Annotated in this window: 20 protein-coding genes, 1 other RNA gene and 1 pseudogene; 6 read left to right on the top strand and 16 right to left on the bottom strand. The window is 53.1% G+C overall.

What is annotated here, in order from left to right; genetic code table 11:
• Window positions 1-4: 4 nt before the first annotated feature.
• From cobS to ssrA, 14 genes and pseudogenes are all read right to left on the bottom strand, one after another.
• Window positions 5-790 (bottom strand): adenosylcobinamide-GDP ribazoletransferase, encoded by a 786-nt coding sequence (gene cobS, locus PORAS_RS00960; RefSeq protein WP_013759835.1) that lies wholly within the window; start codon window positions 788-790, stop codon window positions 5-7.
• 15 nt (window positions 791-805) lie between these two features.
• Window positions 806-1,813 carry a nicotinate-nucleotide--dimethylbenzimidazole phosphoribosyltransferase gene (gene cobT / locus PORAS_RS00955; RefSeq protein WP_013759834.1) on the bottom strand — a complete coding sequence of 336 codons (1,008 nt, stop codon included), beginning with the start codon at window positions 1,811-1,813 and terminating at the stop codon, window positions 806-808.
• Window positions 1,803-2,345: a bifunctional adenosylcobinamide kinase/adenosylcobinamide-phosphate guanylyltransferase gene (locus PORAS_RS09055; protein WP_245528061.1), complete on the bottom strand. Its 543-nt coding sequence runs from the start codon at window positions 2,343-2,345 to the stop codon at window positions 1,803-1,805. Before PORAS_RS09055 ends, cobT begins: the two co-directional genes overlap by 11 nt.
• Window positions 2,346-2,402: 57 nt before the next feature.
• Window positions 2,403-2,894: pseudogene (locus PORAS_RS09050) on the bottom strand (histidine phosphatase family protein); the annotation flags it as partial.
• Between the two features lie 389 nt (window positions 2,895-3,283).
• The gene (gene dacB, locus PORAS_RS00945) at window positions 3,284-4,789 is read right to left on the bottom strand and encodes a D-alanyl-D-alanine carboxypeptidase/D-alanyl-D-alanine endopeptidase (protein ID WP_013759832.1); all 1,506 of its coding nucleotides are present in this window, start codon (window positions 4,787-4,789) and stop codon (window positions 3,284-3,286) included.
• Window positions 4,790-4,950: 161 nt separating this feature from the next.
• Window positions 4,951-5,997, bottom strand: coding sequence for a peptidoglycan DD-metalloendopeptidase family protein (locus PORAS_RS00940; RefSeq protein WP_013759831.1), 1,047 nt, complete (start codon window positions 5,995-5,997; stop codon window positions 4,951-4,953).
• A gap of 350 nt (window positions 5,998-6,347) precedes the next feature.
• Window positions 6,348-7,544 (bottom strand): C1 family peptidase, encoded by a 1,197-nt coding sequence (locus PORAS_RS00935; protein WP_004330520.1) that lies wholly within the window; start codon window positions 7,542-7,544, stop codon window positions 6,348-6,350.
• 414 nt (window positions 7,545-7,958) lie between these two features.
• Entirely contained in the window at window positions 7,959-9,077 is a 1,119-nt protein-coding gene (locus tag PORAS_RS00930; protein WP_013759830.1) for a hypothetical protein, read from the bottom strand.
• A gap of 139 nt (window positions 9,078-9,216) precedes the next feature.
• On the bottom strand, window positions 9,217-10,557 hold the full coding sequence (ffh, locus tag PORAS_RS00925) for a signal recognition particle protein (protein WP_013759829.1): 1,341 nt from the start codon (window positions 10,555-10,557) through the stop codon (window positions 9,217-9,219).
• 21 nt (window positions 10,558-10,578) lie between these two features.
• Window positions 10,579-10,926: an aspartate 1-decarboxylase gene (panD, locus tag PORAS_RS00920; RefSeq protein ID WP_004330552.1), complete on the bottom strand. Its 348-nt coding sequence runs from the start codon at window positions 10,924-10,926 to the stop codon at window positions 10,579-10,581.
• 26 nt (window positions 10,927-10,952) lie between these two features.
• Window positions 10,953-11,642: a LolA family protein gene (locus PORAS_RS00915; protein WP_013759828.1), complete on the bottom strand. Its 690-nt coding sequence runs from the start codon at window positions 11,640-11,642 to the stop codon at window positions 10,953-10,955.
• Window positions 11,643-11,654: 12 nt separating this feature from the next.
• Entirely contained in the window at window positions 11,655-14,417 is a 2,763-nt protein-coding gene (locus tag PORAS_RS00910) for an FtsK/SpoIIIE family DNA translocase (RefSeq protein ID WP_013759827.1), read from the bottom strand.
• Between the two features lie 158 nt (window positions 14,418-14,575).
• On the bottom strand, window positions 14,576-15,511 hold the full coding sequence (locus PORAS_RS00905; RefSeq protein WP_013759826.1) for an alpha/beta hydrolase: 936 nt from the start codon (window positions 15,509-15,511) through the stop codon (window positions 14,576-14,578).
• Window positions 15,512-15,717: 206 nt separating this feature from the next.
• Window positions 15,718-16,121, bottom strand: a transfer-messenger RNA (tmRNA) gene (ssrA, locus tag PORAS_RS08640).
• 877 nt (window positions 16,122-16,998) lie between these two features.
• On the opposite strand from ssrA, the gene greA reads away from it, so the two are divergent.
• From greA to PORAS_RS00875, 6 genes are all read left to right on the top strand, one after another.
• A complete protein-coding gene (gene greA, locus PORAS_RS00900; RefSeq protein ID WP_004330537.1) occupies window positions 16,999-17,469 on the top strand; it encodes a transcription elongation factor GreA in 471 nt (156 codons plus the stop codon).
• Window positions 17,470-17,518: 49 nt separating this feature from the next.
• On the top strand, window positions 17,519-17,914 hold the full coding sequence (locus tag PORAS_RS00895) for an HIT family protein (RefSeq protein ID WP_004330549.1): 396 nt from the start codon (window positions 17,519-17,521) through the stop codon (window positions 17,912-17,914).
• Window positions 17,915-17,930: 16 nt separating this feature from the next.
• Window positions 17,931-18,953, top strand: a complete 1,023-nt coding sequence (locus PORAS_RS00890; protein WP_013759825.1) for a PhoH family protein — start codon at window positions 17,931-17,933, stop codon at window positions 18,951-18,953.
• 75 nt (window positions 18,954-19,028) lie between these two features.
• Window positions 19,029-19,973, top strand: a complete 945-nt coding sequence (locus PORAS_RS00885) for a phosphoribosylaminoimidazolesuccinocarboxamide synthase (protein ID WP_004330443.1) — start codon at window positions 19,029-19,031, stop codon at window positions 19,971-19,973.
• A gap of 88 nt (window positions 19,974-20,061) precedes the next feature.
• Window positions 20,062-20,775: a bifunctional demethylmenaquinone methyltransferase/2-methoxy-6-polyprenyl-1,4-benzoquinol methylase UbiE gene (gene ubiE / locus PORAS_RS00880; RefSeq protein ID WP_013759824.1), complete on the top strand. Its 714-nt coding sequence runs from the start codon at window positions 20,062-20,064 to the stop codon at window positions 20,773-20,775.
• A gap of 20 nt (window positions 20,776-20,795) precedes the next feature.
• Complete coding sequence (locus PORAS_RS00875) at window positions 20,796-21,542, top strand: shikimate dehydrogenase family protein (protein ID WP_245528032.1); 747 nt, start codon at window positions 20,796-20,798, stop codon at window positions 21,540-21,542.
• A gap of 9 nt (window positions 21,543-21,551) precedes the next feature.
• On the opposite strand, the gene PORAS_RS00870 is transcribed toward PORAS_RS00875, so the two are convergent.
• Entirely contained in the window at window positions 21,552-22,964 is a 1,413-nt protein-coding gene (locus PORAS_RS00870; RefSeq protein ID WP_004330561.1) for an FtsW/RodA/SpoVE family cell cycle protein, read from the bottom strand.
• A gap of 15 nt (window positions 22,965-22,979) precedes the next feature.
• Window positions 22,980-24,365, bottom strand: a complete 1,386-nt coding sequence (murD, locus tag PORAS_RS00865) for a UDP-N-acetylmuramoyl-L-alanine--D-glutamate ligase (protein WP_013759823.1) — start codon at window positions 24,363-24,365, stop codon at window positions 22,980-22,982.
• Window positions 24,366-24,384 lie beyond the last annotated feature (19 nt).

Genomic DNA, 24,384 nt, shown 5'->3' with positions numbered 1-24,384 from the left:
CCCGTCAGGCGTAGATAGTTACCATAAGCGTGACCAGCAGTAGCGTGAGCTCGCCCAAGCAGACTATAGCTCCCAGCACATCGCCTGTGTATCCACCGACGCGCTTGTTGCTAATGCGCATGATCAGCAGCGTCTGTCCTATCATAAGTACAGGAGCCACAATGGCAGCCTGCCAAGGCAAGAGCAAGAGTGCTAGGATTGCCCAAAGAGCCGCAATGAGTAGCGTCTTCGTTGTGACAGCTTGTCGCAAATGGGTCGCCTTGCTCTCCTCGCCACTCTTACGAGCGTAGACCGAGAGACGCATCACGAGGATAGGCATCCAGCGTGCCACCACCGCCATAGCTACAATCGTCCCGATAGCGGTCTCGTAAGGTATGTAGCTTAGCAGGACGACACGGCTCATGAGGAGCATCACTAGACCCAGTATACCGTACACGCCCGTCGAGCTGTCCTTCATAATGCGTAGCGTCGTATCTCTATCGTGATACCCTCCGAAGGCATCGCAATAGTCCGACAAACCATCCTCGTGCATCCCGCCCGTGACAACTAAACCAACGATCACGCTCATCACAGCAGCAACAGCCTCTGGTAGGTAGTAGCCAGCCAACGCATAGATCCCCGCCATCACAACTCCTACGATCGCACCCAGCAGAGGAAAGTAGCGAAAGGACTCTCCCATACGCTCCTCATGATACTCTACATGTCCCACAGGTATACGAGTGTAGAAGAGCAGCGAGAGACGAAGCAGGTCCCACTCAGAGCGTATCGTGCGCCGCAGATCCCAAGCCATAGGTCAAGTCTCTCCTTACTTGTCTACACGATAGACTGCAGCGTCCGCAAAGCCTCGCATATTGCTCATAAAGGCAACGGCCGACTGAATAATCGGATAGGCAACGAGTGCTCCCGTACCCTCGCCGAGACGCATCCCCAGCGACAGGATCGCCTCTCCGCCGAGGTATTCGATCATCGCTTGGTGTCCTGGCTCTTCGGAGGTGTGAGCGAAAAGCACATTGTCCACAATGCGTGGCTCCATCTCGTGTGCCACCATAAAGGCTGAGGTAGCGATCACACCATCCGCAAGGATCAGCATACCTCTCTTGTATGCCTCTAGGACACCTCCACAGATAGCAGCGATCTCTAGTCCACCCATCTGCGACAGTAGCTCCATAGGACTTTGCGGATTATAGCGTGCAGACACCTCTTCGAGCACCTTGGCCTTATGTTCTAGCCCCGAGCCACGCAGTCCCGAGCCTGGACCAATGATCGAGGCAATAGAGCGTCCCGTGATCTTGTGTAGGATCAGCGTCGCTGGCGAAGTATTGCCGATACCCATCTCACCAAAGGCGATCACATTAGACCCACGCTCCGCCTCTTGCGCCACACATTGAGCGCCGATCAGCATCGCCTCAGCACACTCCTCTGTCGTCATAGCTGGCTCGTGAAGCATATTGCGGGTGCCGTGCATCACCTTAGCCGACTCAATACGACAAGCCTCAGGGAAGTCGTAGTCGACGCCCACATCTATGACACGCAGACGAAAGCCATTTTGCCGCGCCAAGACACTACAAGCCCCGCCCCCCGAAACGAAGTTGATGCATTGCTGCCAGGTGATCTCCTTAGGACATGGACTCACACCCTCCTCGACGATCCCATGATCTGCAGCCATCACTAGCAGCACAGGGTCGATCAACTGAGGCGTCACGCTATGCTGTATCATGCCCACCTTGTAGGCGATGCGCTCCAGCTGCCCCAGCGAACCCTTTGGCTTCGTGCGGCTGTCGATCCGCTCTTGTAGTTCCTCCTCAAAAGTCATATCTCTCTATATGTAAGTCTGAAATTAGTTCCGTCCGTAAAGCTCTGCCAGAGACCATTAAGTAGGCTTCGTCGGCTGTGGCAGAGATATATTGGTTGACCCACCCTTGTAGATCTACAAAAGCTCGTGAACTCGCATCGGAAGCGTGCAGGCTCATGCCGATCTCGTTACTCACCACGATCAGCGTATCCGCCTCGCAGTGATGTAGTAGCTGCTGCCACTCACGACGCGCCTCGCTGAGCGAAGCCTCAGCGTCAAACTCTAGATCGCTGTAGATATTCGTAAGCCATAGCGTCACACAGTCTATCAGTACGACACGCCCAGCTATCTGTGTCTGGCTCAGGTAGCGAGGCTCCTCGATAGTAGTCCACTCAGGCCCTCGATCCGCTTGGTGACGCGCTATGCGACGCTCGAAGTCCTCGTCCCAGTGACGCGCCGTGGCGAGGTAGATCGGTCGATCAGAGAGCGAGCGCGCCAGTCGCTGGGCGTAGCCACTCTTGCCACTGCGCTGCCCCCCAGATATGTAGACCACCTTCGGACGCTTGCAGAGCTTGCCCCCCTCGTATAGGCGGTAGTCCCCATTGGGTAGGAAGGTGATCTCCTCTACCTTAGCGAGCGGCCCTCCCTGTAGCAAGGCCTCTAGCACCCTCATAGTGAAGCCATGCCCCATGAGTAGCACCAGATCCTCCTCATTACTATGTCTCTGCCTTAAATCCTGTAAGAAACTCTGCAGACGCTCCGCAATAGCCTCGACCGTCTCGATCTCGTGCGACTCCTCGTCTAGCGATGGAATCTCGACAAAGGGACGTCCTTCCCACCGACCGAAGGAGCGCTCGCGCAGTCGTTCGTCCAGCACCAGAGGAGCCTTGCATCCACTCGATGACATCATCAGCTCAGCCGAGCGACGTGCCCGCAGCTGATCACTACTATATATATGTGTGATGGGACACCCCTTCAGCTTGTCCCCCAATTGTAGACATTGCGCCACCCCTCGTCGAGTTAGCGTGCCAGCTGTCTGCCCTTGACAGATAGAGCGCAAGTTCTCCTCTGTCTCTCCGTGACGTGCTATAAGCAATCGCATAGATCGGTCTCTAGATTAAAAAGGCTCCTTACAGAACCCTCTTGCAAAGATAGCGAATTTAGAGGTTAGAGATTAGACTTTAGAGGTTAGAAGTTAGAGATTAGACGGCTAATTTTTATTTTGAGGTGCTGGAGAGAAGGTGGATCCCCACGTGGGAATTCTCAAATCTCCACGTGAAGAATAAAAAATCTCCACGTGGATATGAAATGAAACTTCGGAGGAATCAAATGAAACTTCGGAGGAATCGTTTCGTACCTACGTGGAGAATCAAAAATATCCACGTGGAAAATCGAAAATCTCCACGTGGATATTCTGTTTTATGGTCTCAGTTGATTAGAATACGTCATCCTAAAGTTTTCCCAGCACCTCAAAATAGGAATTAGCCGAGATTAGGGGTTAGAGGCTCTTGTTGTGGGTGAATTGGGGAAGAGAGCCTCTAATACTTGCGTCATGGTGCGTCGTGTAGTGCCCCGATGACGCATGTCGTTGGCGAGGAGGGAGACGCAGTAGGTGTGCCCGTTGTAGCTAACGTAGCCCGCATAGTTTTGCACACCTCGTATGGAGCCGCTCTTGAAGTAAGCAGTGAGCTGCGACGCTGAGAGCAACTTGCGGACAGTGCCCTCGCGGCCCACTTGAGGCAAGGATAGGATGAATGGGTCTGAGAGCGGTAGCGGTAGGCGGTAAACTTGTCGCAAAGCAGCGGTCAGCGCATAAGGCGAGAGCTTGCTGCGGGGTGATAGCCCAGAGCCATCGTAGAGCTCTAGCTCATTAGCCGAGAGGCTGCAGGTCTCCCGCCAGTAGTTCATCTCTTGTCGTAGCGCTTCGCTTGTCGAGATACATCCGCCCTGCTGTACAGAGCCAAAACGATTGCCGATGCTACGGAGGAGAGCCTCTGCGTAGAGGTTGACGCTGTGATAGTTGCAGGTGCGTATTAACTCGCTCAGATGCGGGCTTAGATAGATGTCTAGTAGGGTGGTGAGCGCTGGAGCGGACTTGTCATAGTAGGCGACACTCTGGCAGTCGGTGAGCTCTATGCCACGCTGCTGTAGATGCTCTGCTAGCTGCAGAGCCAGTGCCATGGCGGGATTGCTCAGGTCGCAGGCGATGACCTGTCGCTTAGAGCTGCCACGTACTAGACGACCCGATAGCCGACGTGTGGTGCGGGAGTTGCGGTCTGCCGATATGGCTAATAGACGGCCCCGCTTGACTAGCTGTATGTCCATCTGCCACGCATGCCCTGGCGTGGAGGGGTGGAGAAAGGTGGGTGCCTTAGCTCCTTTTGCCACTTCCTGTGCAGAGATGCCGACCTGCATGATGTTGTCGCAGAGGTTGACTCCATAGACGGCTGGAGCGTAGCGCCTGCCCCAGTCCTCACGGGGCCATACATCGAGATAGCCCTCGTCGCAGTAGGCAGAGGCATCAACGATGATACGCCCTCGTATCTGGCGAATGCCCGCTTGTTGCAGTGCTAGGTAGACCTGCTCGTAGAAGATCCCCTTGCGGCGTGGGTAATGCTTCGACTCAAGTGAGGGGTCTCCATGTCCTACGATGATGAGATCGCCCTTTAGTACGCCATCGTTTGTGATGTCTCCACGATAACCGATCTCTGTAGGGAACTGATAGTCGGCACCTAGTGCTATGAGTGCCGTGGCAGAGGAGAAGATCTTGGTCACGGAGGCGGGTGTAAACCGCTCTCTGCTTCGGTAGTCAAGTAGGGGCTTGTCCTCATCAATGCGCCACACGGAGACTCCATAGCGAGCCTCTCCACGCTGCTCGGCTTGCTGCAGTATTTGCACAGCTTGCGTAGTGTCTATGTGATCTTCTTGCGCCCACCCTGACAATGGTAGGAGCAGCAATAAGAGTAAGGGGTAAAGCGTAGTGGATCGTAGTTGCATCAGTATGGACGGATCAAATGTGACGAGAGCAAAGTGTTCACGAAGATTCACCTTGCTCTCTTAATGTATTACATGTGTTATGTTTGTCTCTCTCTTTGAGGAGCGATGGGATACCCGCTTTTAGATTAAAACTCCTAGGAGAGATCTCAAACTGCGTGTGGCTAGTATTTCAGTGCTTGGCCTGGACGTAGTGTAGCCCGTGAGGACATATTGTTTGCCTTGCAGAGATGGCGTACGGATACGCCCGTCTTCTTAGCAATTTTTGAGAGTGTGTCTCCCTTCTTGACACGATATATACGAGGCGTGTGCGATACGCTGGGGCGGTTTTTCTTCGCTTTTGCCTTGTACTTAGTATCACCAGCCTTGCTCTGAGTATTTCCCTCCTCGTAAGCATAGGTCTTATACCCCCTAGGAGCGACAAAGGTGTAGTAGTCACTCTGAGGTGCTCCTACTCCAAAGTCGATGATCTTGGAGGGATTGATATCGATACCTAGGAAGCGTGTCTCGAAGTGCAGGTGTGGCCCTGTGCTACGCCCTGTGCTACCTCCCTTGCCGATGACCTCGCCAGCCTTGACGATCTGTCCTTCCTTGGCGATGCAGCGGCTCATGTGTCCATAGACGGTCTCGAGGCCGTTGGGATGTCGTATGACGATGTAGTTACCATAGCCACCACGCTCATAGCCTCGGATGCGTACCTTGCCATCGAAAGCAGCTCGTACGTCATCGCCTGTGCGGAGTGCTAGGTCAATGCCCTTGTGCTCGCGACGATAGCGAGCACGGTAGCCATAATTGGAGGTGACACGCATCGTACCCGCTAAAGGCATGACGAAGCCCGAGCAGTCGATGTTATATGTAGCGGGGATACGTGGGCTACTTTTACCTGCAAAGGGGTTTACCCAGTCAGTCCACGAGTCTTCGCCATATAGATCTATTGCGGGGTATTCGAGAGCCTCTCTCTCGAGTGCGCGCTCCATCTCAGCGCTGGATATGCGTGTCTCGGCATCTTTTGCCGTTACTATAGTGTACCCGTCTGCCAGCCAGTTCCTAGTTACTAGGGAGTCTGGTGACGCCACAATCCTTGTGGGGGACACTAGTTTCAGTGGAGGTCGTGTGGTCTTCTGTTGGGGTGATGGTGCTGCAGCCAGTTGGACACAGGCTACAAAGATGAGCCCCACGAAGGCGACAAAGCTCGTTCTCTTACTTGTCATAAAGTCTAGATTGATAAATAATGTGCTTCTGTCGATAGTTTGTGAATTAAAAGTCTGATATACAGTAGATAGATCCTCTTGCACCTGTCACTTACAGCAGAAGACTTCATCTACATACTCGCCAAAGGTCGGAATAAATTTCGAAACAGCCAAATTTTAGCCCGACGAATTTAACCCGTTTGACCCCTCAAGCTGGCAATAAGTGAACGATTTCGAGTCAGATTTATTGTTGCCCTAGGGCATATCAGACCCGTATGTCGGAGCTTACTGCGCAGGTCGATACTAAAAAAGAGTCCCCACATCGGTACCTAGGACTGGTGTGGGGACTCCTAATTATCTAGTGGAGACGATTACTTCAGACCGAGCTTCTTAGCGATAGCTGCGGGGATAGCGTCACGGTGTACGACGATATTCATCGTACGGCCTGCTACGTAGTTCTTAGATACGTACCAGATGCCCTTGTACTTACCGCTCTCACCCCATGAGTTCTTGATCATGTAGAAGGTGCGACCGTTCTGGTTCTGAGCCTTACCGATGATGACCATACCGTGGTCGTCGGTAAGGGTAAAGTTGTCAAAACCCTCCTGACGAAACTCCTGTGTAGGCTCGATCTCGGGGCAGTCTGCACTATTGATCATACGACGAACCTCAGCAGCCTTGTCGCTGTAGCTAAGACCGACCCAGCGTGCCTGGTCAGAGCCCTTCGTCTCGATAGCATCTACGTCAGCCAGTACGCCGATACCGTCACGTGTGAAGCCAACCTCGCTGACGTCAGCGCCCCAAGCGATGGGGTAGCCATTGAGGATAGCGTTGTCGATGACCTGCATGAGCTCATCGATGGGTAGATTCCACGAGCTAGACCAGCGCCAGTTGTCCTCGATCTCGAGGGGGAAGGCGGTGTAGAAGGGGTGGTGTGTGTAGCTCGTCAGTGAGACATAGTCAGAAGCCTTGATGCCGAGGCTCTCTGCAAAGCTCTTGGGCGTGTAGCGCTTACCATTGTAGGTAAACTCCTTAGGCAGCTCGCCTAGATAGGTGTCTACGACCTTGTCGTAAGCACTCTTCCATGCAGTGGAGAGACGACCGTTGTGGTTCTCAACGACAGCGTCGAGCATACCCTTGAGGACAGCCTCTAGCTCGCTGTGAGCGTTCTTTTTTGTACCGTAGTTGAGACCAGTCATGAACTCCTCGGGAACAGCTCCGTAGTGATCAAAGACGTAGAGAACATCGTAGAAAGAACCACCCTGAGCGAGGTTGCCCTTGCCATGTAGGCGCACATACTTCTCCGCCTTGTCGCGATAAGTGTGATTGACGACAAACATATCGGAAAGGTCGACCTCGGGACCTCCCTTACGAAGGATCTCAGACTCGAGGAAGCCAATTGTAGAGTAAGACCAGCAGGTACCACTGTTTGCCTGATCCTTGATAGAGGTGATGGGTAGTTGCTTGATAATAGTAAACTCGTTGCTCTCGCCTTCTGTCTTGGGAGCCTGAGCGACCATGACGAGGCTTGAGAGGAGTGCGATAAGGAGTAGAGAGAATTGTCTCATAGCTTATTCCTGTTTTATAGTTAGAAAATGAATTGTCAGTGAAGCGGTCGTTAAGACCGTCACAAAGATACGAATAAAAAACTATTGTCGTCCGACATCGGATCAAGCTGCTTCAATCGCAGAGGGGCTAGGGTGGAGCAGTCCGTCTGTGAGTGAGACTCGCCGTAGTTTACATGTTACGTGGAGGAAGAGTCTCTTTTCCCCTCACGTGGAAAATAAAAAAATAGCCACCGAGGTTTTCGATTTTCCTCACGTGGCTATCATTCTATAGATGGTTGATGATGCTCTGGCACTTCATTGTGAAATGAAAGTGGTATGCCCTCAACATCGTAGGGAGAGATGTGCATCTCTATTATTGTAGAGCTCCACCTCCTCAGAGAGACGTGCATCCCCGAGGAGGTGTGAGCCGGTTGCTTACTTAAATAGTCTGATGGTGAAGCCACAGGTCTTGGGGTTACTATTTCCAGAGTCGGCACAGTGGCTATAGTAGCCCATACGCCAGCCACGATCATTGTTTTCCTGATCGACGGCCCAGTAGTATCCACTGGTCTTCATGAGACGGATAGCGTCCTTGCCACTCTGCTCATCGTGACGCTTCCAGCCACAAGAGGGGAAGATGCGTACGATGTCCTCTGCGGTAGGCTCCCAAAATGCTGGCTGAGAGACCTCCTCGATGCTCGCCGTCCTTGATACGGGTCGGCATGTTATCTTCATCATCATGCTCGCTGGGCTATCATCATCGGGATTGACGATGTACTCATATCTCCATGCTGAGAGTAGGTCAGTACCCTTAAAGCGGATGGCGTAGGTGGCCTTTATCTTGCCGGTAGATGCGGAGTAGTAATCGTTCGTAGAGGTGATCTCTGTGCCATGGACCATAACGGTCTCCTCGACATCGCGGAAGTCGCAGTCGTGGTCAAACTCAACGAAGTTCGGCATACCTCTGTATCGAGGCACGATGGCCTGCCACTCAGCTATCGTGGGGAGGTGATACTGCTTGCCTGCGATCGTAATAGAGGCAAACTTCTCAACAGCCTCAGGGAATGTGAAGTAACCACTGGTGTTGTTGGCATGGGTGGTCACAAAGGCATCGCCAGCCGGATTGACATTGTACTCGGTTACATAGGCTAGCGGGAGCTGTAGCTGATTGGACTCACGATGTATGGTGATCAGCTGTGTGGAACTAGGGTGCGCTGTTACGACAGCCTCGAGTATGAAATCTACTTCATCGCTGCCCTCCTTTACGACGAAGCTCTTCTGTGCATTGTCGATGGTAATCTCAGAGGCGTCGCCCTCCTTGAGGCTGATGGTAAATTCGTCTGCCTTGAGTTGCCTCTGATTGATGGCCTCGCCATCGGAGCCGATCTGCTCGAGGATACCCTCTATATGACCTGCTCCACCCTTTCCAGGGAATGAGTTTGGGGTAGCTCTGAATGTGGCTCTGTATGTCTCACACTCCGTAGGGTTAGGCTCTGAAGATTTGCAAGAGACCATAAGAGCAATGCACATGAGTAAGGGAAGAATGCGTTTCATAGGATTGTAAATACGTTTGCGTGTAAGTGTAAAGCAAAGGTACAAAACGAATTAGATAAAAGCAAGAGACGCACCGCCCATCATCTGCTGACGGGGACGATGCGTCTCTTGCGTGTGCTGCTCCCTCTATATGTGAGGTTTAGCGGCGCTTTTTGTTTTTCTTCTGCTTCTTAGCTTGAGCACGACCTAGGCCACCGCTCTGCATCTTGCGCATGACCTTGCTGACCTGGTCAAACTGCTGTATGAGCCTATTGACCTCGGCAACAGAGGTGCCACTACCATCGGCGATGCGCTTGCGTCGCGAGCCATCGAGGAGACTAGGCTTGGCGCGCTCCTCGGGGGTCATGGAGTAGATGATCGCCTCGATGCCCTTGAAGGCGTCGTTGCTGATGTCTAGATCCTTGACCATCTTGCCGACTCCAGGGATCATGGAGACGAGGTCCTTTAGGTTACCCATCTTCTTGATCTGAGCGATCTGCGCGAGGAAGTCGTCGAAGTCAAATTGGTTCTTCGCGATTTTTGCCTCCAGACGCTTTGCCTCCTCCTCGTCGTACTGCTGCTGCGCACGCTCGACAAGTGAGACGATATCACCCATGCCGAGGATACGATCGGCCATACGTGAGGGGTGGAAGACCTGCAGCGCCTCCATCTTCTCGCCGGTACCGACGAACTTGATCGGCTTATTGACGACACTGCGTATAGAGAGTGCCGCACCACCACGTGAGTCACCATCGAGCTTGGTGAGGATCACACCGTCGAAGTCGAGTCGCTTGTCAAACTCGGCTGCCGTATTGACCGCATCCTGACCGGTCATGGAGTCAACGACGAAGAGGGTCTCATCGGGTCGGATCGCATCCTTGATGCTGCTGATCTCATTCATCATCTCCTCATCGACCGCCAGACGACCTGCGGTATCGATGATGACGGTGTCTAGTCCCTCCTGCTGTGCATGTGCGATCGCATTGCGAGCGATCTGTACGGGATCTTTGCTATCCGGCTCGCTGTAGACGGGTACACCGATCTGCTCGCCCAGTACGTGTAGCTGCTGGATAGCAGCGGGACGGTATACGTCACACGCTACGAGGAGCGGCTTGCGCTGCTCCTGCTTCTTGAGCATATTGGCGAGCTTGCCTGAGAAGGTGGTCTTACCAGAGCCCTGCAGTCCTGACATAAGGATGATGGCGGGACTCCCCTTGAGGTTGATAGCCACCGCCTCACTACCCATCAGTGTGGCTAGCTCGTCATGGACGAGCTTGACCATCATCTGCCCTGGATTGACCGACGTGAGGACGTCCTGTCCGAGAGCCTTCTCCTTGACTTGGTTGGTGAAGTCTCGAGCTACGTTGTAGTTAACGTCGGCATCGAGTAGGGCGCGGCGTACATCCTTGAGCGTTTCGGCGACATTTATTTCGGTAATACTCCCTTGTCCTTTGAGTATTTTGAATGAACGCTCTAGGCGTTCGCTGAGGTTTTCAAACATGTTGCTGAGATGATGAGTGGTTTATAGACGATTCGTGTCGCTATCGGGGAAGATGATCTTAGGCTGGAAGGTGCGAGCCTCATCGTAGTCCATAAGCGCATAAGACATGATGATGACGATGTCGTCAGGCTGTACGAGACGGGCTGCGGGACCATTGAGACAGATGACTCCGCTGTCGGGCTCGCCAGCGATGACGTAGGTGTCGAGGCGGTTGCCGTTGTTGCAGTCTACCACCTGCACGCGCTCTCCTGGTAGTATGCCGACGGCATCCATGAGGGTGCGGTCGATGGTGATGCTACCTACGTAGTTGAGGTTAGCTTGTGTGACCCGGACACGATGGATCTTAGATTTGAGTACCTGTATGTACATAGTTTATTGTGTAGATCGCAAGGGGGCTAGCGTAAGTCTACGACCTCAAGCGATTTGTATTCTTGCGGTGCAAAGGTAAAGGATTGTGACGTAATATGCTCCTTCGGCTGTATCTTGTGGATGGTGTAAGAGACCTGTTCGCCTAGGTCAAAGTACAGATCGACCCGCTTAGGAGCCTGACTCTGCTGGTCAAAAGTCACCTCATAGTACTTGACCCCTGCGAGTACGTTGGTATCCTGTGTGGGCACAAAGCGGTAGATGACCGTGCCGCGAGGACTCTTGCGCTCGGTGATACGGTAGCGCTGCGAGGTCTTCTGTATATAAGCAAGCGGATTCATCGCCGTGAGGTCTTGCTCGGAGGGCGTCATCAAGGTGTAGGTGCGCTCGCTCTGGTTGATGATACGCAGTGTCGAGCCGTCGAAGGCCACCTCCATGCCAGGCATGCTGAGCATAAAGCGACGTCCGTAGAGCCACGTGTAGCCCTCTTGAGGCTTTGATCCTTGCGAGGTTAGTGTAAAGGTGATAGCGACCCCCTTTTTGACCTGCTGCTCGAACTGTTGGAGCGCTTTGTTAAGGTCAAAAACCGCTTTGCGCTGTCCATGCAGAGGTGCTATGGCAAAGGTGCCACACAGAAACAATGCTAGGAGCGAACCTAAGAGATGCGTAGCAAAGCGTACACTGTATCGCTGGTATGGTAAGGAGTGATTAGGTCTCATAATGGTTACCGTTTAGAAAGTATCTAAGAGTTGATCGAGGGTTGTCTCATCCGCGATCAGCACTTGACGAGGTTTACTACCATCTTGTCCCGACACGATGCCGCACTCGTAGAGCTGATCCATAATGCGTCCAGCGCGGTTGTACCCGATGTTAAAGCGTCGCTGGATATTGCTGGTCGATCCCTGCTGCATCTGCACGACATGGCGAGCCACCTCCTCAAAGAGCGGGTCGCGCTCGGTCGCGCCTCCTCCTACACCAGCTGCCCCAGCAGCTCCCTCCGTGGCGGGCGGCTCAGGCAGCAGATAAGGCTCTGTCGGATAGGGCTGACGAGAGATGTGATCCACGATGCGCTCCGTCTCGGGCGTGTCAATGAAGGCACACTGGATACGTCGCATCTCCTTGCCGTCGTTGATAAGCATGTCGCCACGTCCGATGAGATCCTTGGCACTCTTGGTGTCGAGGATGGTACGAGAGTCCACTTGCGAGGAGACCTTGAAGGCGATACGTGCTGGGAAGTTTGCCTTGATCAAACCTGTGATCACGTCTGTACTAGGACGTTGAGTCGCTAGGACAATGTGAATACCCGCTGCGCGCGCTTTCTGTGCGAGGCGTGCGATAGGCTTCTCGATGGCTCGTCCCGTGGTCATGATGAGGTCGGCAAACTCATCGACGATGAGTACCAAGTAGGGGAGGAAGACGAAGCCATCCTCCTCACGTAGATGCCCCTGACGGAAGAGCTTGTTGTACTCGGCGATGTTGCGCACCTTAGCACGTGCGAGCAGTTCGTAGCGCCCGTCCATATCCACGCAGAGCGACTCTAGGACGGGGAGCGCCTTGGTTGTGTCGGTGATGATATACTTCTCCGCGTCCTCCAGCTTCGTCAGGAAGTGGCGACCGATGCTCTCGTAGATGCTAAACTCTAGCATCTTCGGGTCGATGAGGATCAGCTTAAGCTCCTCGGGGCGCTTATTGTATAGAAGTGAAGTGATGAGCGCATTGAGACCGACACTCTTACCCTGACCCGTAGCACCTGCGATCAGGAGGTGTGGCATCTTGGAGAGGTCAAAGAGGTAAACATCGTTCGTGATCGTACGCCCGATGGCTATCGGGAGCTTCATGTCCGTCGTGATAAACTTCTGCGAAGTGATCAGCGCCTTCATACCGACGGTCCGCGGGTTGCGGTTGGGAACCTCGATACCTATGGTGCCACGTCCTGGCATCGGAGCAATGATACGGATGCCGCCGATGCTCTCTACCTTCATCGCTATGTCGTCCTCAAGGCTGCGTATACGATTGACCTTGACCTTAGGATCTAGCTTAAACTCATAGAGCGTCACGGTCGGTCCGATGGTCACCTCGACCGGTTCTAGTCCGATGCCTAGATCGCTCAGCTTCTCGATGATGAGCTGCTCGATCTCCTTGATCTCCGTTCGATCGATCGTCTGCGAAGACTGATCGACATCGGCCAGTAGGTCAGGCGAAGGCATCTGATATCCTCCACGACGGGTGTCACTCTGAGGCATGACGGAGACAGCCTGCGAGTCGGCATCTCCCTGGGCTACGGTCACAGTGACGCTGCCCTCCAAGCTCTCCTCAGCCGGCGTAGAGACGGACTGGCGACGTGCTTGCGGAGCGTTTGCAGTGGCCTGTGATGTGGTATGTGATGCTGACTGTGCTGCCAAGACGCTTGATGCAGGAAGTGGAGCCTCCTCATCTTCATCTTTTGTAGTGTTTAGGTCGCCATCCTCATCGTCTGGGAGGATCTCTTCATTTGTATCCGTAGGCTCTCCACCTGTGGGCTCCGTCTCATCATCGATGCTCTCTAGGGAGCTGTCGGTCGTGTGACGACGATTAGGACGCTTGACCCAGCCTAGACCGATAGCTCGGCGCATCCACTGGAGGTACTCGTAGCGTATTACCACGATGAGGATAATGATTGTGACTAGCAGTGTCAGCGAGACGCCTAGCCACCCGATGGCTGGCAGCATCTTGCCTAGCCAAAGCGCACCATAGACACCTCCCCAGCGGAAGAATGTGGGCATCCCCAGGATGCTTTGCAGTGCTGAGAGCGCTAGTGCCGTCCACAGGCTTAGCAGGATAGTATAGACACATAGCTTGATGAGACTCCCTCGCTTGGTGATGCGCATCATACGCAGCGCACAGACGATGCCGAAGAGGAGCAAGAGCCAGCTGCCGAATCCGAGGAAGCCATCCATCAGCCAATGGGCTAGATAGGCTCCATGCACACGAGTTATATTCTGTATCTCCACGACGGAGCTGTCGATCCCCTCAGGGAGCGTCTGTGTCAGTGCCTCCCAAGGCGTTAGCTCCGTGACGATGCTTTGGTCACGAGAGCCCACCATAAGGTAGGAGCCACAAGCCACCAAGATGTATATGATGAAGGCTAGGAGGATCAGGCCTAAGATAAACGAGATCAGCTCGCCATATCGCTTGTTGACGATATTGTTTTGTAGCCCCTGCGCCCACGAGCGCATACGACTCCCCACCGAGCGAGAGGGTGTTGAGTCCTTTCTGCCAGGAGCGTTCGTACGCTTGCGAGTCTTTGTCGAGCGTTTCTTAGTTAGTTTATCTTTAGATGTAGCCATGAGGTAGTAATCAGGAAGTCTGTAGCGTGAGCATCGTACCATGCGTGGTGATCTCCTCACAAGAAAGCTTGATGCAAAGGTAACGATTTTTACGCCAATGGCGCACCACATCTCACGTTCGATTGCATTAGAGAGTGGCTCCGCCTGTCGCTGATTACCATTGCACATAGCGACATATAGGGCTCTTGGTTAGTCCCTAAGAGCCCTACTTCAATTCTTTACGGAAGGTATCGCAAGTGCTTTTGGATAGAACCCCCTTTCCTACTAGGAGGATTTTGCAAAGCTCTCACGTAAGACTCCCTTTCGCTTGGGAAGGTGTGCTACGCTTATCTTAGGCGATTGATGATTTCGTCCTGAGCCTTACGCCCCTCTGGAAAGAAGCGAAAGAGCGGATAGCAGTGGCACAGTCCCTCACCGATATGTATCTCATAGGGGACCCCATACTGCACGAATGCGCGCTTGTAGTAGGGGGCGCAAGCGTAGAGACACTCGTGAGACCCATAGTAGAGGTAGGTCTTGGGAAAGTGTGAGAAGTCGCCCACGCAGCTGTTGATCATATAGTCGGGCTGTCGCTTGCGTCGGTTTATTATCGAGGCGACGGTGCCGAAGTAATGGTAGTCGACGATTATGTCTTGCTCCGAGAGAGCCTTCAGAGAGGCGATGAAGTCTGCATCTTCGTCTGCCATGTCTTCATGACCCTCACAAAGCGAGAGGGGGATACCTCCAGGAGAGACCGCTATGATTTGTCTGGGGCTAGGTAGCTGCATACGCTGCTCATTATTATATTGTCCTATCCCGATAGCGAGACAAGCTCCTGAGGAGAAGCCTAAGATCGATATTTGCTCAGGAGCGTACTGCTCGAGCATGCGCCGATAGAGCTGATGCGTCTTCTCAAAGGTCACCTCGAGTGTTTGCTCCACAATAAGGGGGTAAAGGAAAAACCACACATCGCTCCCCGTCTGATCGACAATCCTCTTGGCTATCTTGAAGTCTCTCGCATCTGGTGGTGTGACATATCCTCCGCCATAAAGTAGCAGGACAGCTTTTGCAGCGGGCTTAGGAGTCGCCTGTAGCTTGACACACTTAAAGCCGTCGACCTCCTCTATGGAGCAGTGATAGCCCTTGAATTGATCTAGCCGAAGTCTGAACTTATTCGACTGCTTAGTCGCAAAGGCGAGGATCTCTGCCTCTGACTTTCTAAAGAGCTTCTTGATGTTTAGGAGTCTCACTATCGAGGCTGCCACTCTGTAGGTAATACTCATAGCTGTATGGTCTTTTGTTTGAGTCTATGGATGGGCTTAGATGCTCTATGGAGACAAAGATAATGCTTCATCTAGTATGCAGTACTAGTGATAGATACCTACTGTACGGTAGCAGGTGCCCGATCTGCTCTTTGTGTGAGTGACCATATAAGATAAGTCCCTCCGACTAGGCGTACCCAGTCGAAGGGACTTAACTGTCAGTGGGGTTGTGGAGCTGCGGGGAATTGAACCCCGGTCCAAACATGGTGGTAAAGCGCTTTCTACATGTTTAGCTGTACTTTGATTGTCGGGCCTCAACTCACGAGCACAGCGACCGAGCTAAAGCCTTATCCTCTAAAGTTTAAGACGATGTATGAGGCTACACCATCCGATCCCCGATATCCATGCACCACCGTATCAGAGCGCCTCGGAGCAACGGCCCCCTGGGTGATGTCTCGTCTCGGCATCTATGCCTGGGATGAAGCGTTAGTGTACTATACTTCGACTACGCAGCGAGAGCAAAGTTGTTTTCGCCATTTAGAAAGGTTCGCAGTAAGGTTTTAAGGTGCGTCACAGCAGGCACCACATGCTTACGGATCACTACAACACGCTGTCAAAGCCAATCAGCCCCAAGAGTGTATGTTGCATCTCCCAGACTAGCGTATCGCTATACCGCTCAGCTGGGGAGAGATCGCATCTGAGTCTAGCGGAGGGTCGCCTCAAGCGAGGACTCCTCCTACTCATCTAGTGCAAAGGTACAAAAAAACGAATAGGTGGTGCGATGCCGCTTGAGGAACGAAGTGGCAGAAAGGGGGCGAAGTCGAATAGCCACGTGGATATTTTCAAATCCCCACGTGGAAAATCTCAAATCCCCACGTGGAAAAAGAAAATTCTCCACGTGGGCGAGAAATAAAACTTCGGAGGAATCAAATGAAACTTCGGAGGAATCAAAACGTCTCCACGTGGAAAATGAAAAATAGCCACGTGGAGATTTGGGCTTTTCCACGTGGCTGTCGGATTAGAGATGTGTAGCGATATGTAGGGGCGGACCTTTGTGTCCGCCCGTCCTCGTTGGAGCGCTGTATACCCTGTGGGCGGACACGCAGGTCCGCCCCTACACGAACTACATCAATACGATAACTACATCAATAAAATGCTGTAGCACAAGTGTTTGTGTGGACGCTCAGACCGAGCGTCCCTACAGCGGGTTACACGTTATGGCGTCCCTACAAAGTCGTTACTCGTGAGATTGGCGGGGGGGTGAAACGTTTTTTTAGTACCTTTGCACCCAGTAAGGAAGATGTGCAGACGGCGTAGCACATCTCAATATGTGACGAGGCTTCTCTGATGTGGCTCTTCTAGACGATAGGGGGTGCTGTGTGGGAGTAAGTCCTCATTTGTTTTGTATCTATGAGGTGCCTTCGCTAGCCGACAGATGGCTCGCGTGGTGCGACTCATAGGATATGCACTAGACTGAATTAGATACCATTATCACCTAATCTATATCTATGGGATATTACTATATGACCCAAGAGGGGTACGATGCCCTCAACAATACGATCAAACAGCTGGAGGCTGAGGAGCGTCCTAAGGTCACACAGCAGATTGCTGAGGCTCGTGACAAGGGAGATCTATCGGAGAATGCTGAGTACGATGCCGCTAAGGAGGCGCAGGCTCATCTCGAGGACAAGATCGCTATGCTCAAGGCGCAGCTGGGTAATGCTCGTGTACTGGAGCCTTCGCAGATTAAGACCGATGAGGTGCAGATACTGAACCATGTGCGCCTACTCAATAAGAAAAAGGGCGAGGAGAAGAGCTACTACATCGTTTCTGATGCTGAGGCAAACTTTAAGGAAAATAAGATCTCGGTCAATACACCCATCGCTAAGGGTCTCCTCGGCAAGAAGGTGGGTGATATAGCGGAGATACAGGTGCCTGCGGGTACGCTGGTCTTTGAGATCCTAGAGATCACTCGATAGGCGGCTACGCTGCTTGAATACTTTTCCCCCAAAAAAAAACGAATGCTCTATGGCTACAATCTTTAGTCGCATCATAGCGGGTGAGATCCCCTCCTACCGCATTGCAGAGGATGAGGAGCACTACGCATTTCTAGACATCAATCCCTATCAGCTGGGACATACACTGGTGGTGCCGAAGCGTGAGGTCGACTACTATTACGATCTGACGGACGAGGAGCTGGCTCGGCTGATGGCTTTCTCTAAGCGGGTGGCACGCGCTATACAGGAGGCTACGCACTGCCGCAAGGTAGCTACGCTAGTCCTAGGTCTGGAGGTGCCGCATGCACACGTGCATCTGATCCCGATCAATAGTGAGGGTGATGTGGCGCACGGTCCTCTCGCTACGAAGCCTACCGACGAGGAGATGGCTCGCATCGCCTCCGAGATAGCATCCTGTATTAAATAAGGAGTATCGAAGCCTAGTGACAGAGAGACTATATATCCTAGAGGAGATAGATCCTGCAGTACTCTATGGTCCTAACCGTGAGTACCTGCTCTTGCTGCGCAATCTCTACCCTAAGCTACGGATCGTGGCTCATGATCGGATCATCAAGATACTGGGTGACACGACCGATATACAGCTCTTGACGGCACTCCTCGATAAGCTGGTACAGCACATCACGCGCTACAATCTCCTGACGGAGCAGACCATACGCAAGCTGGCTACGGGTGAAGAACTCCCCGAGGTTAAGGTGGCGCCCAATCATCTGCTCTATGGAGCGAGAGGGCGTAGTATAGGCTACCGAGGTGCTCACCAGCGTGAGATGGTGGAGGCCATAGCAGATCACGATATGCTCTTTGCGATCGGGCCTGCGGGTACTGGCAAGACCTACATAGCGATAGCACTAGCGGTCAAGGCTCTTAAGGAGAAGCAGGTACGTCGGATCATACTCTCGCGCCCCGCTGTCGAGGCGGGTGAGAAGCTGGGATTCTTACCGGGCGAACTGAAGGACAAGCTCGACCCTTACCTCCAGCCTCTCTACGATGCGCTCGAGGAGATGATCCCGACACAGCGCCTGCGTACCTATATGGAGAGTGACGTGATACAGATCGCGCCGCTAGCCTACATGCGTGGTCGCACGCTCAATGATGCGGTCGTCATACTAGACGAGGCGCAGAATACGACCCATCATCAGATGAAGATGTTTCTCACGCGTCTCGGACGCAATAGCAAGATGATCATCACGGGCGACCTCTCGCAGGTAGACCTGCCTCGGGGTGTCACCTCGGGTTTGCGCATTGCTGAGCGGATCCTGAGCGATGTGGAGCAGATACCTTTTGTTTACTTTGATGCGCAGGATATCGTGCGTCACCCGATCGTGCAGCTGGTTGTGGATGCTTATGACCGCAATGAGCATCAAGCACTGCAGTGCGGACGGCCTACACAAGAGACTCTCCAACAGCAGGATATAGACTTAGATAAGGATCAAAGTAAAGACTCATAGAAACTTTGTCCTCTCTCGGCTAGGCCGAGGAGAGGGCAATCGCCTTTTAGCAAATCAATTATTGATCATAATACAATGAATCAAGCACTAACACACACCGACCTATCTCTCCCAGGTATCCAATCTGTCTTTCATGGCAAGGTGAGAGATGTATACTTCCTTGAGGGCGATCTGATAGCGATGGTTGCTACGGATAGGATCTCAGCCTTTGACGTGGTACTCCCTGAGGGTATCCCCTACAAGGGGCAGGTGCTCAACCAGATAGCTGCTGAGCAGCTTGACGCTACGGCACACCTCGTACCTAACTGGAAGATAGCAACGCCCGACCCGATGGTTACGGTGGGGCATCGCTGCGAGCCTTTTAAGGTAGAGATGATCGTACGTGGCTACATAGCTGGTAGCGCATGGCGTGCTTACCAGGCTGGCGAGCGCACCATCTGCGGTATAGAGCTACCTGAGGGACTGAAGGAGAATGAGCGTCTCCCACACCCGATCATCACCCCTACGACCAAGGCTGATGAGGGTCACGACGAAAACATTAGCCGTGAGGAGATCATAGCCTCTGGTCTGATCTCAGAGGAGGACTACAAGGTTATCGAGCAGTACACGCGGACTCTCTTTGAGGAGGGGACACGCATCGCTCGTGAAAGAGGACTGATCCTCGTGGATACGAAGTATGAGTTTGGCAAGAAGGATGGCAAGGTGATCTTGATCGACGAGATCCACACGCCAGACTCCTCTCGCTACTTCTACCTTGAGGGCTACGAGGAGCGCCAAGCTAAGGGTGAGCCCCAGCGTCAGCTCTCGAAGGAGTTCGTCCGTCAGTGGCTCATTGAGCAAGGCTTCCAGGGTAAGGCTGGACAGAAGATGCCGACCATCACACCTGAGTATGCAGCCTCTGTGAGCGATCGCTACATAGAGCTCTACGAGCATATCACGGGCAAGACCTTCGTCAAGGAGCAGACCCAAAACCTGGCTAAGCGTATCGAGGACAATCTGCTAGCTTTCCTGAAGAAGTAAAAGACTCCATAGCTATACAAACGAACCAGCGACTGAGAGGGGCTGTCGTACAACCTCCCTAGTCGCTGGTTCTAATCTCTCTATTACTATGTCTGTATCTCTAGATGGTAAGTCTCGCTACGTGCGACAGATGTTTGACCGCATCGCTGGGCACTATGACTCGATGAATCGTCTCATGACGGGTGGTATGGATCTGGCTTGGCGCTGGCAGGTCATAGAGCATCTGGCGGACTATGCGCCTCGTCAGGTGGCTGACCTGGCCTGCGGTACGGGGGATATGATCCTGATGCTCTCTCGATACTTGCCGTCGGTGCGTGAGATCGTCGGTGTGGACCTCTCGGAGGGTATGCTGGCGGTGGCTGCTGAGCGTGTCAAGCGAGCTAAATATGCAGTGCCTGTGATGCTCTCGGCGGAGAATTGTCAGGAGCTCTCTCTAGCCTCGCAGTCGGTCGATGCGGTGACCTGCACTCTGGGGATTAGAAACTTTTCGGATCCGCTACAAGGCTTGCGAGAGATGCATCGTATCCTCAGACCTGGGGGAGCTCTCGCTATATTGGAGCTGAGCGAACCTCGTGAGGGACTATTGCGACAAGGCTATAATATCTACGCCAAGCGCTTGATACCATGGATCGGACAGCTATGCGCTCACGATCGCTCTGCTTACAGCTATCTCCCAGCGTCTATTACAGCCATGCCCCAGAGAGAGGAGATGACGGCACTGATCCGTAGAGCAGGCTTTAGTGAGGTACAATATAAAGAAATGCCCCTAGGGATCTGCGTCTTATATACCGCAGAAGCCTAGAGGCATAAATGAATAAGAGTATGCAACGTATTTACGCACTGATAGGTAAGCCCTTGGGACATTCGCTCTCGGCAGACTACTTCAACGATCTTTTTGTCTCGCAGGGGATCGATGCGCACTACATATTACAAGAGCTGGATGATCTCTCGGCACTGAGACCTTGGCTGGAGTCTACCCCCGCCATCGTGGGGCTTAATGTGACGAGCCCCTACAAGGTGGAGGTGTGCAACTATCTTGATGAGATAGACACTGAGGCTAAGTATGTGGGCGCTGTCAATACGATTGTCGTGGATCGCACGGGCGGGCGGATGCGTCTCTTGGGCTACAATACGGATGTGCAGGGCGTCGTGGAGAGTCTGCAACCGCTACTCACGCCCGAACAACAGCATGCGCTCGTCCTCGGTACGGGTGGCGCAGCTCATGCGGTGGCTCAGGCTCTCAAGCGTCTCGGTCGTGACTGTACGCTGGTCAGTAGAGATCCGCAAGCTCCGCATATATTGTCTTATGATGCGCTGACTCCTGAGATGATAGCAGACAAGTGGATCATCATCAACGCTACCCCCGTCGGCATGGAGCCTCTTATTATGGAGCGCCCGCAGATCCCCTACGAGGCGATCACGCCACAGCATGTCTGTATGGATCTGATATACAATCCTGAGGAGACACGCTTCCTCAAGTCTTGCCGTGAGCAAGGCGCGACGACGATCAATGGGCTGAAGATGCTCCTCGTGCAGGCTCGCTACGCTTGGCACATCTGGAACAAGTAGGCGTAGAGACTACGCCATACTATCTACCTCGTCAGAAGAGGAGGCTAGGGGACTCCCTTCGACTGGCGTGGTGTTCGCAACGACCGCTTCGGCAGCAACGACCTCTTCCTTAGCTTTGCTTTCGCTCTCTAGTTGCTGTCGGTACTCGTCCTGGCGGATCTGTCTTGTGATCGCTATGCAGACTCCGATGGCTATGGAGGTAGCGAGGAGCGAGGAGCCTCCACGACTGATGAGCGGTAGCGTCTGACCAGTATTGGGCGATATGCCTGTGACGACACACATGTGTATGATCGCCTGCGTGGTGTACATGATGCCTACACCGAGGAGGAAGATGCGCTGCCAGTTGCGCTGAGATCGTGTCGCCCAGCGAGAGAGCTTGAAGAAGAGAAGAATATAGAGTAGCGGCACCCAGATCATACCGATGAAGCCTGTCTCCTCGATGATGATCGCATAGATAAAGTCGGAGTAAGCCTCGGGGAGGATGTCTCGCTCCACACTATTGCCTGGGAATACGCCCGTACCATTGCTTCGGGCGATGGCGATGCGTGCGTGCTGCTCCTGAAAGTTGTCCTCATCGATGACAAACTTACTGGAGTCAGACTTAGAGGTAAAGTCTTCGATACGTCCTTTCCAGCGCGCTGTACTACTGTTTTTCATCACGATGCTATCGGGCAGTAAGAGGAGGCACGCTAGGAGTAGTACGATGAGACCAGCTCCTATGCCCCCGATGAGGAGGAGACTCTTGGAGAATCCCGTCTGTACGAGTCCTATGCCGAGGACAAATGTGATGATGATGATACCCATCGAGAGACTCTCCTTGGCAACGAAGATGAGTCCGATAGCGGTGATGCCGCAGAAGATATAGAAGCGCTGGTTGTTACTCAGTTCGCGTATAGAGAGGATGGCGGAAGCGAGAAAGATGACCCCCACCTTATAGAACTCTGAGGGCTGTATGCCCAGGAGCGTACGCTTCGCCTCATTGGTCTCTGTGCCGACGAAAAGGGTTAAGATGACGAGTATGAGAGATCCGATGAAAAAAAGGATTCCTCCGTAACGTGTCAAGGAGCGGTTCATCCGTGAGCAACCCCACGCTGCAATCACCGACAAGATGATATGCTTGAGATGACCTGTAAAGGGTGCGTACAAGCTCTCTCCTCGGTAAGCCAGTGTGCTGGTAGCACTATAGATGAAGAGCAGCGACGTGGCCAGGAAGGCAAAGTAGAGAAACCACAACGAGCGGTCGCCTGTAATGCGTGGCTTGCGTGGTTTCGGCTCGACCTCGGTAGCGTGCTGAGCACTTTCTTCGGATGGCTCTGCGCTCTCGTTATCGATAGGTTCTGTCTCCTCACGGGGAGAGAGGTCGAAAATGTCCGAATGCGTGGTGGTATCTTGGCTTGTATAGCGTTCGTCTTGTGGTATCATAGAGAGTCAGATAGGCTAGAGAGATCTGTCAGTATCACCTTGCTGCTGGGCGATGGCGAGCACCTCTGCTCTGAACTGGTCGCCACGATCTTCATAGCAGGTGAAGAGATCAAAGCTGGCACAGGCTGGCGACAGCAATACGGTATCTCCCGCCGTGGCCATCTGGCGTGCAGCAGCGATAGCGTCACGCATGGAGGTAACCTCTTCGTGGCGTGGTATGACACTGTCGAAGCTGCGGTGGAGCTTGGCGGAGTCGGTCGTCAGGTAGATCAGTCCGACGACCTTTTCCTTGACTAGCTCCATCAGATCGTTGTAGTCATTGCCTTTGTCAGTACCACCTAGTATGAGGATCGTCGGCTTGCGCATACTCTCGAGGGCATACCAAGTGCTGTTGATGTTGGTCGCCTTGGAGTCGTTGATGTAGTCTACGCCATCGATGCTCGCGATATACTCTAAGCGGTGGGGTACATTGGTAAAGGTCTCTAGAGAGGCTTGTATGATCTCAGGCTTGACGCCTAAGGCTTGCGCAGCGCAACCGACGGCTAGGGCGTTCTGGACGTTATGCTTCCCCGAAAGGGCTAGGTCAGTTTCTAGCAATTCAAAGACGGGCTCTTGAAGGGCAAAGCGCAGCTGTCCGTTGTGACTAGAAGCTACGACCGCATCGTCTGAAGATGCTTTTGTAGAGAAGAAGATCCGGCGTCCTGCTCCCATGCCAGGCTCCTTGAGTAGTCGCTGTGTCCAGTCGTCTTCGATCCAAGAGATGAAGTAGTCGGTGGGCTCTTGGTTTTGCGTGATACGCATCTTAGCCCGTGCATACAGCTCCATCTGGTGATCGTAGCGATCTAGGTGGTCGGGCGTGATATTGAGTAGGATCGCTATGTGTGCTCTAAACTGGTACATATGATCCAGCTGAAAGCTACTCAACTCGATCACATAGTAAGCGTGCGGAGCAAGCGCTACCTGACGAGCTAGGCTCGTCCCCACATTGCCCGCCATAGAGACGTCTAGTCCCGCATTGTGGAGCGTGTGGTAGAGCCAGTTGGTCGTAGTGGTCTTGCCGTTGCTCCCTGTGATAGCGATCATCACGCTATCGCCAGCGTAGCGATAGGCGAACTCGATCTCACTGATGATCGGTGTCTGTTGCTCCGCCAGCTGACGTATGAGAGGAGCGCTGTCGGGGATACCAGGGCTCTTGATCACCTCCTGGGCAGATAAGATACGTGAGAAGGTGTGCCCACCCTCCTCGTAGGGGATGCTGTACTGCTCTAGCTCTGCTTTGTATTGTGGCTTGATCTGTCCCGAGTCAGAGACGAAGACAGGGAGCCCTTGCTGCTGAGCGAGGATGGCAGCTCCGACGCCACTCTCTCCAGCTCCTAGGATGATATATTCGTTACGTTGCATATCTGTGAGATCGTTGTAA

This window comes from Porphyromonas asaccharolytica DSM 20707 (assembly GCF_000212375.1).
Taxonomy (GTDB): Bacteria; Bacteroidota; Bacteroidia; order Bacteroidales; family Porphyromonadaceae; genus Porphyromonas; species Porphyromonas asaccharolytica.
This window is presented reverse-complemented; position numbering and strand designations above follow the sequence as displayed.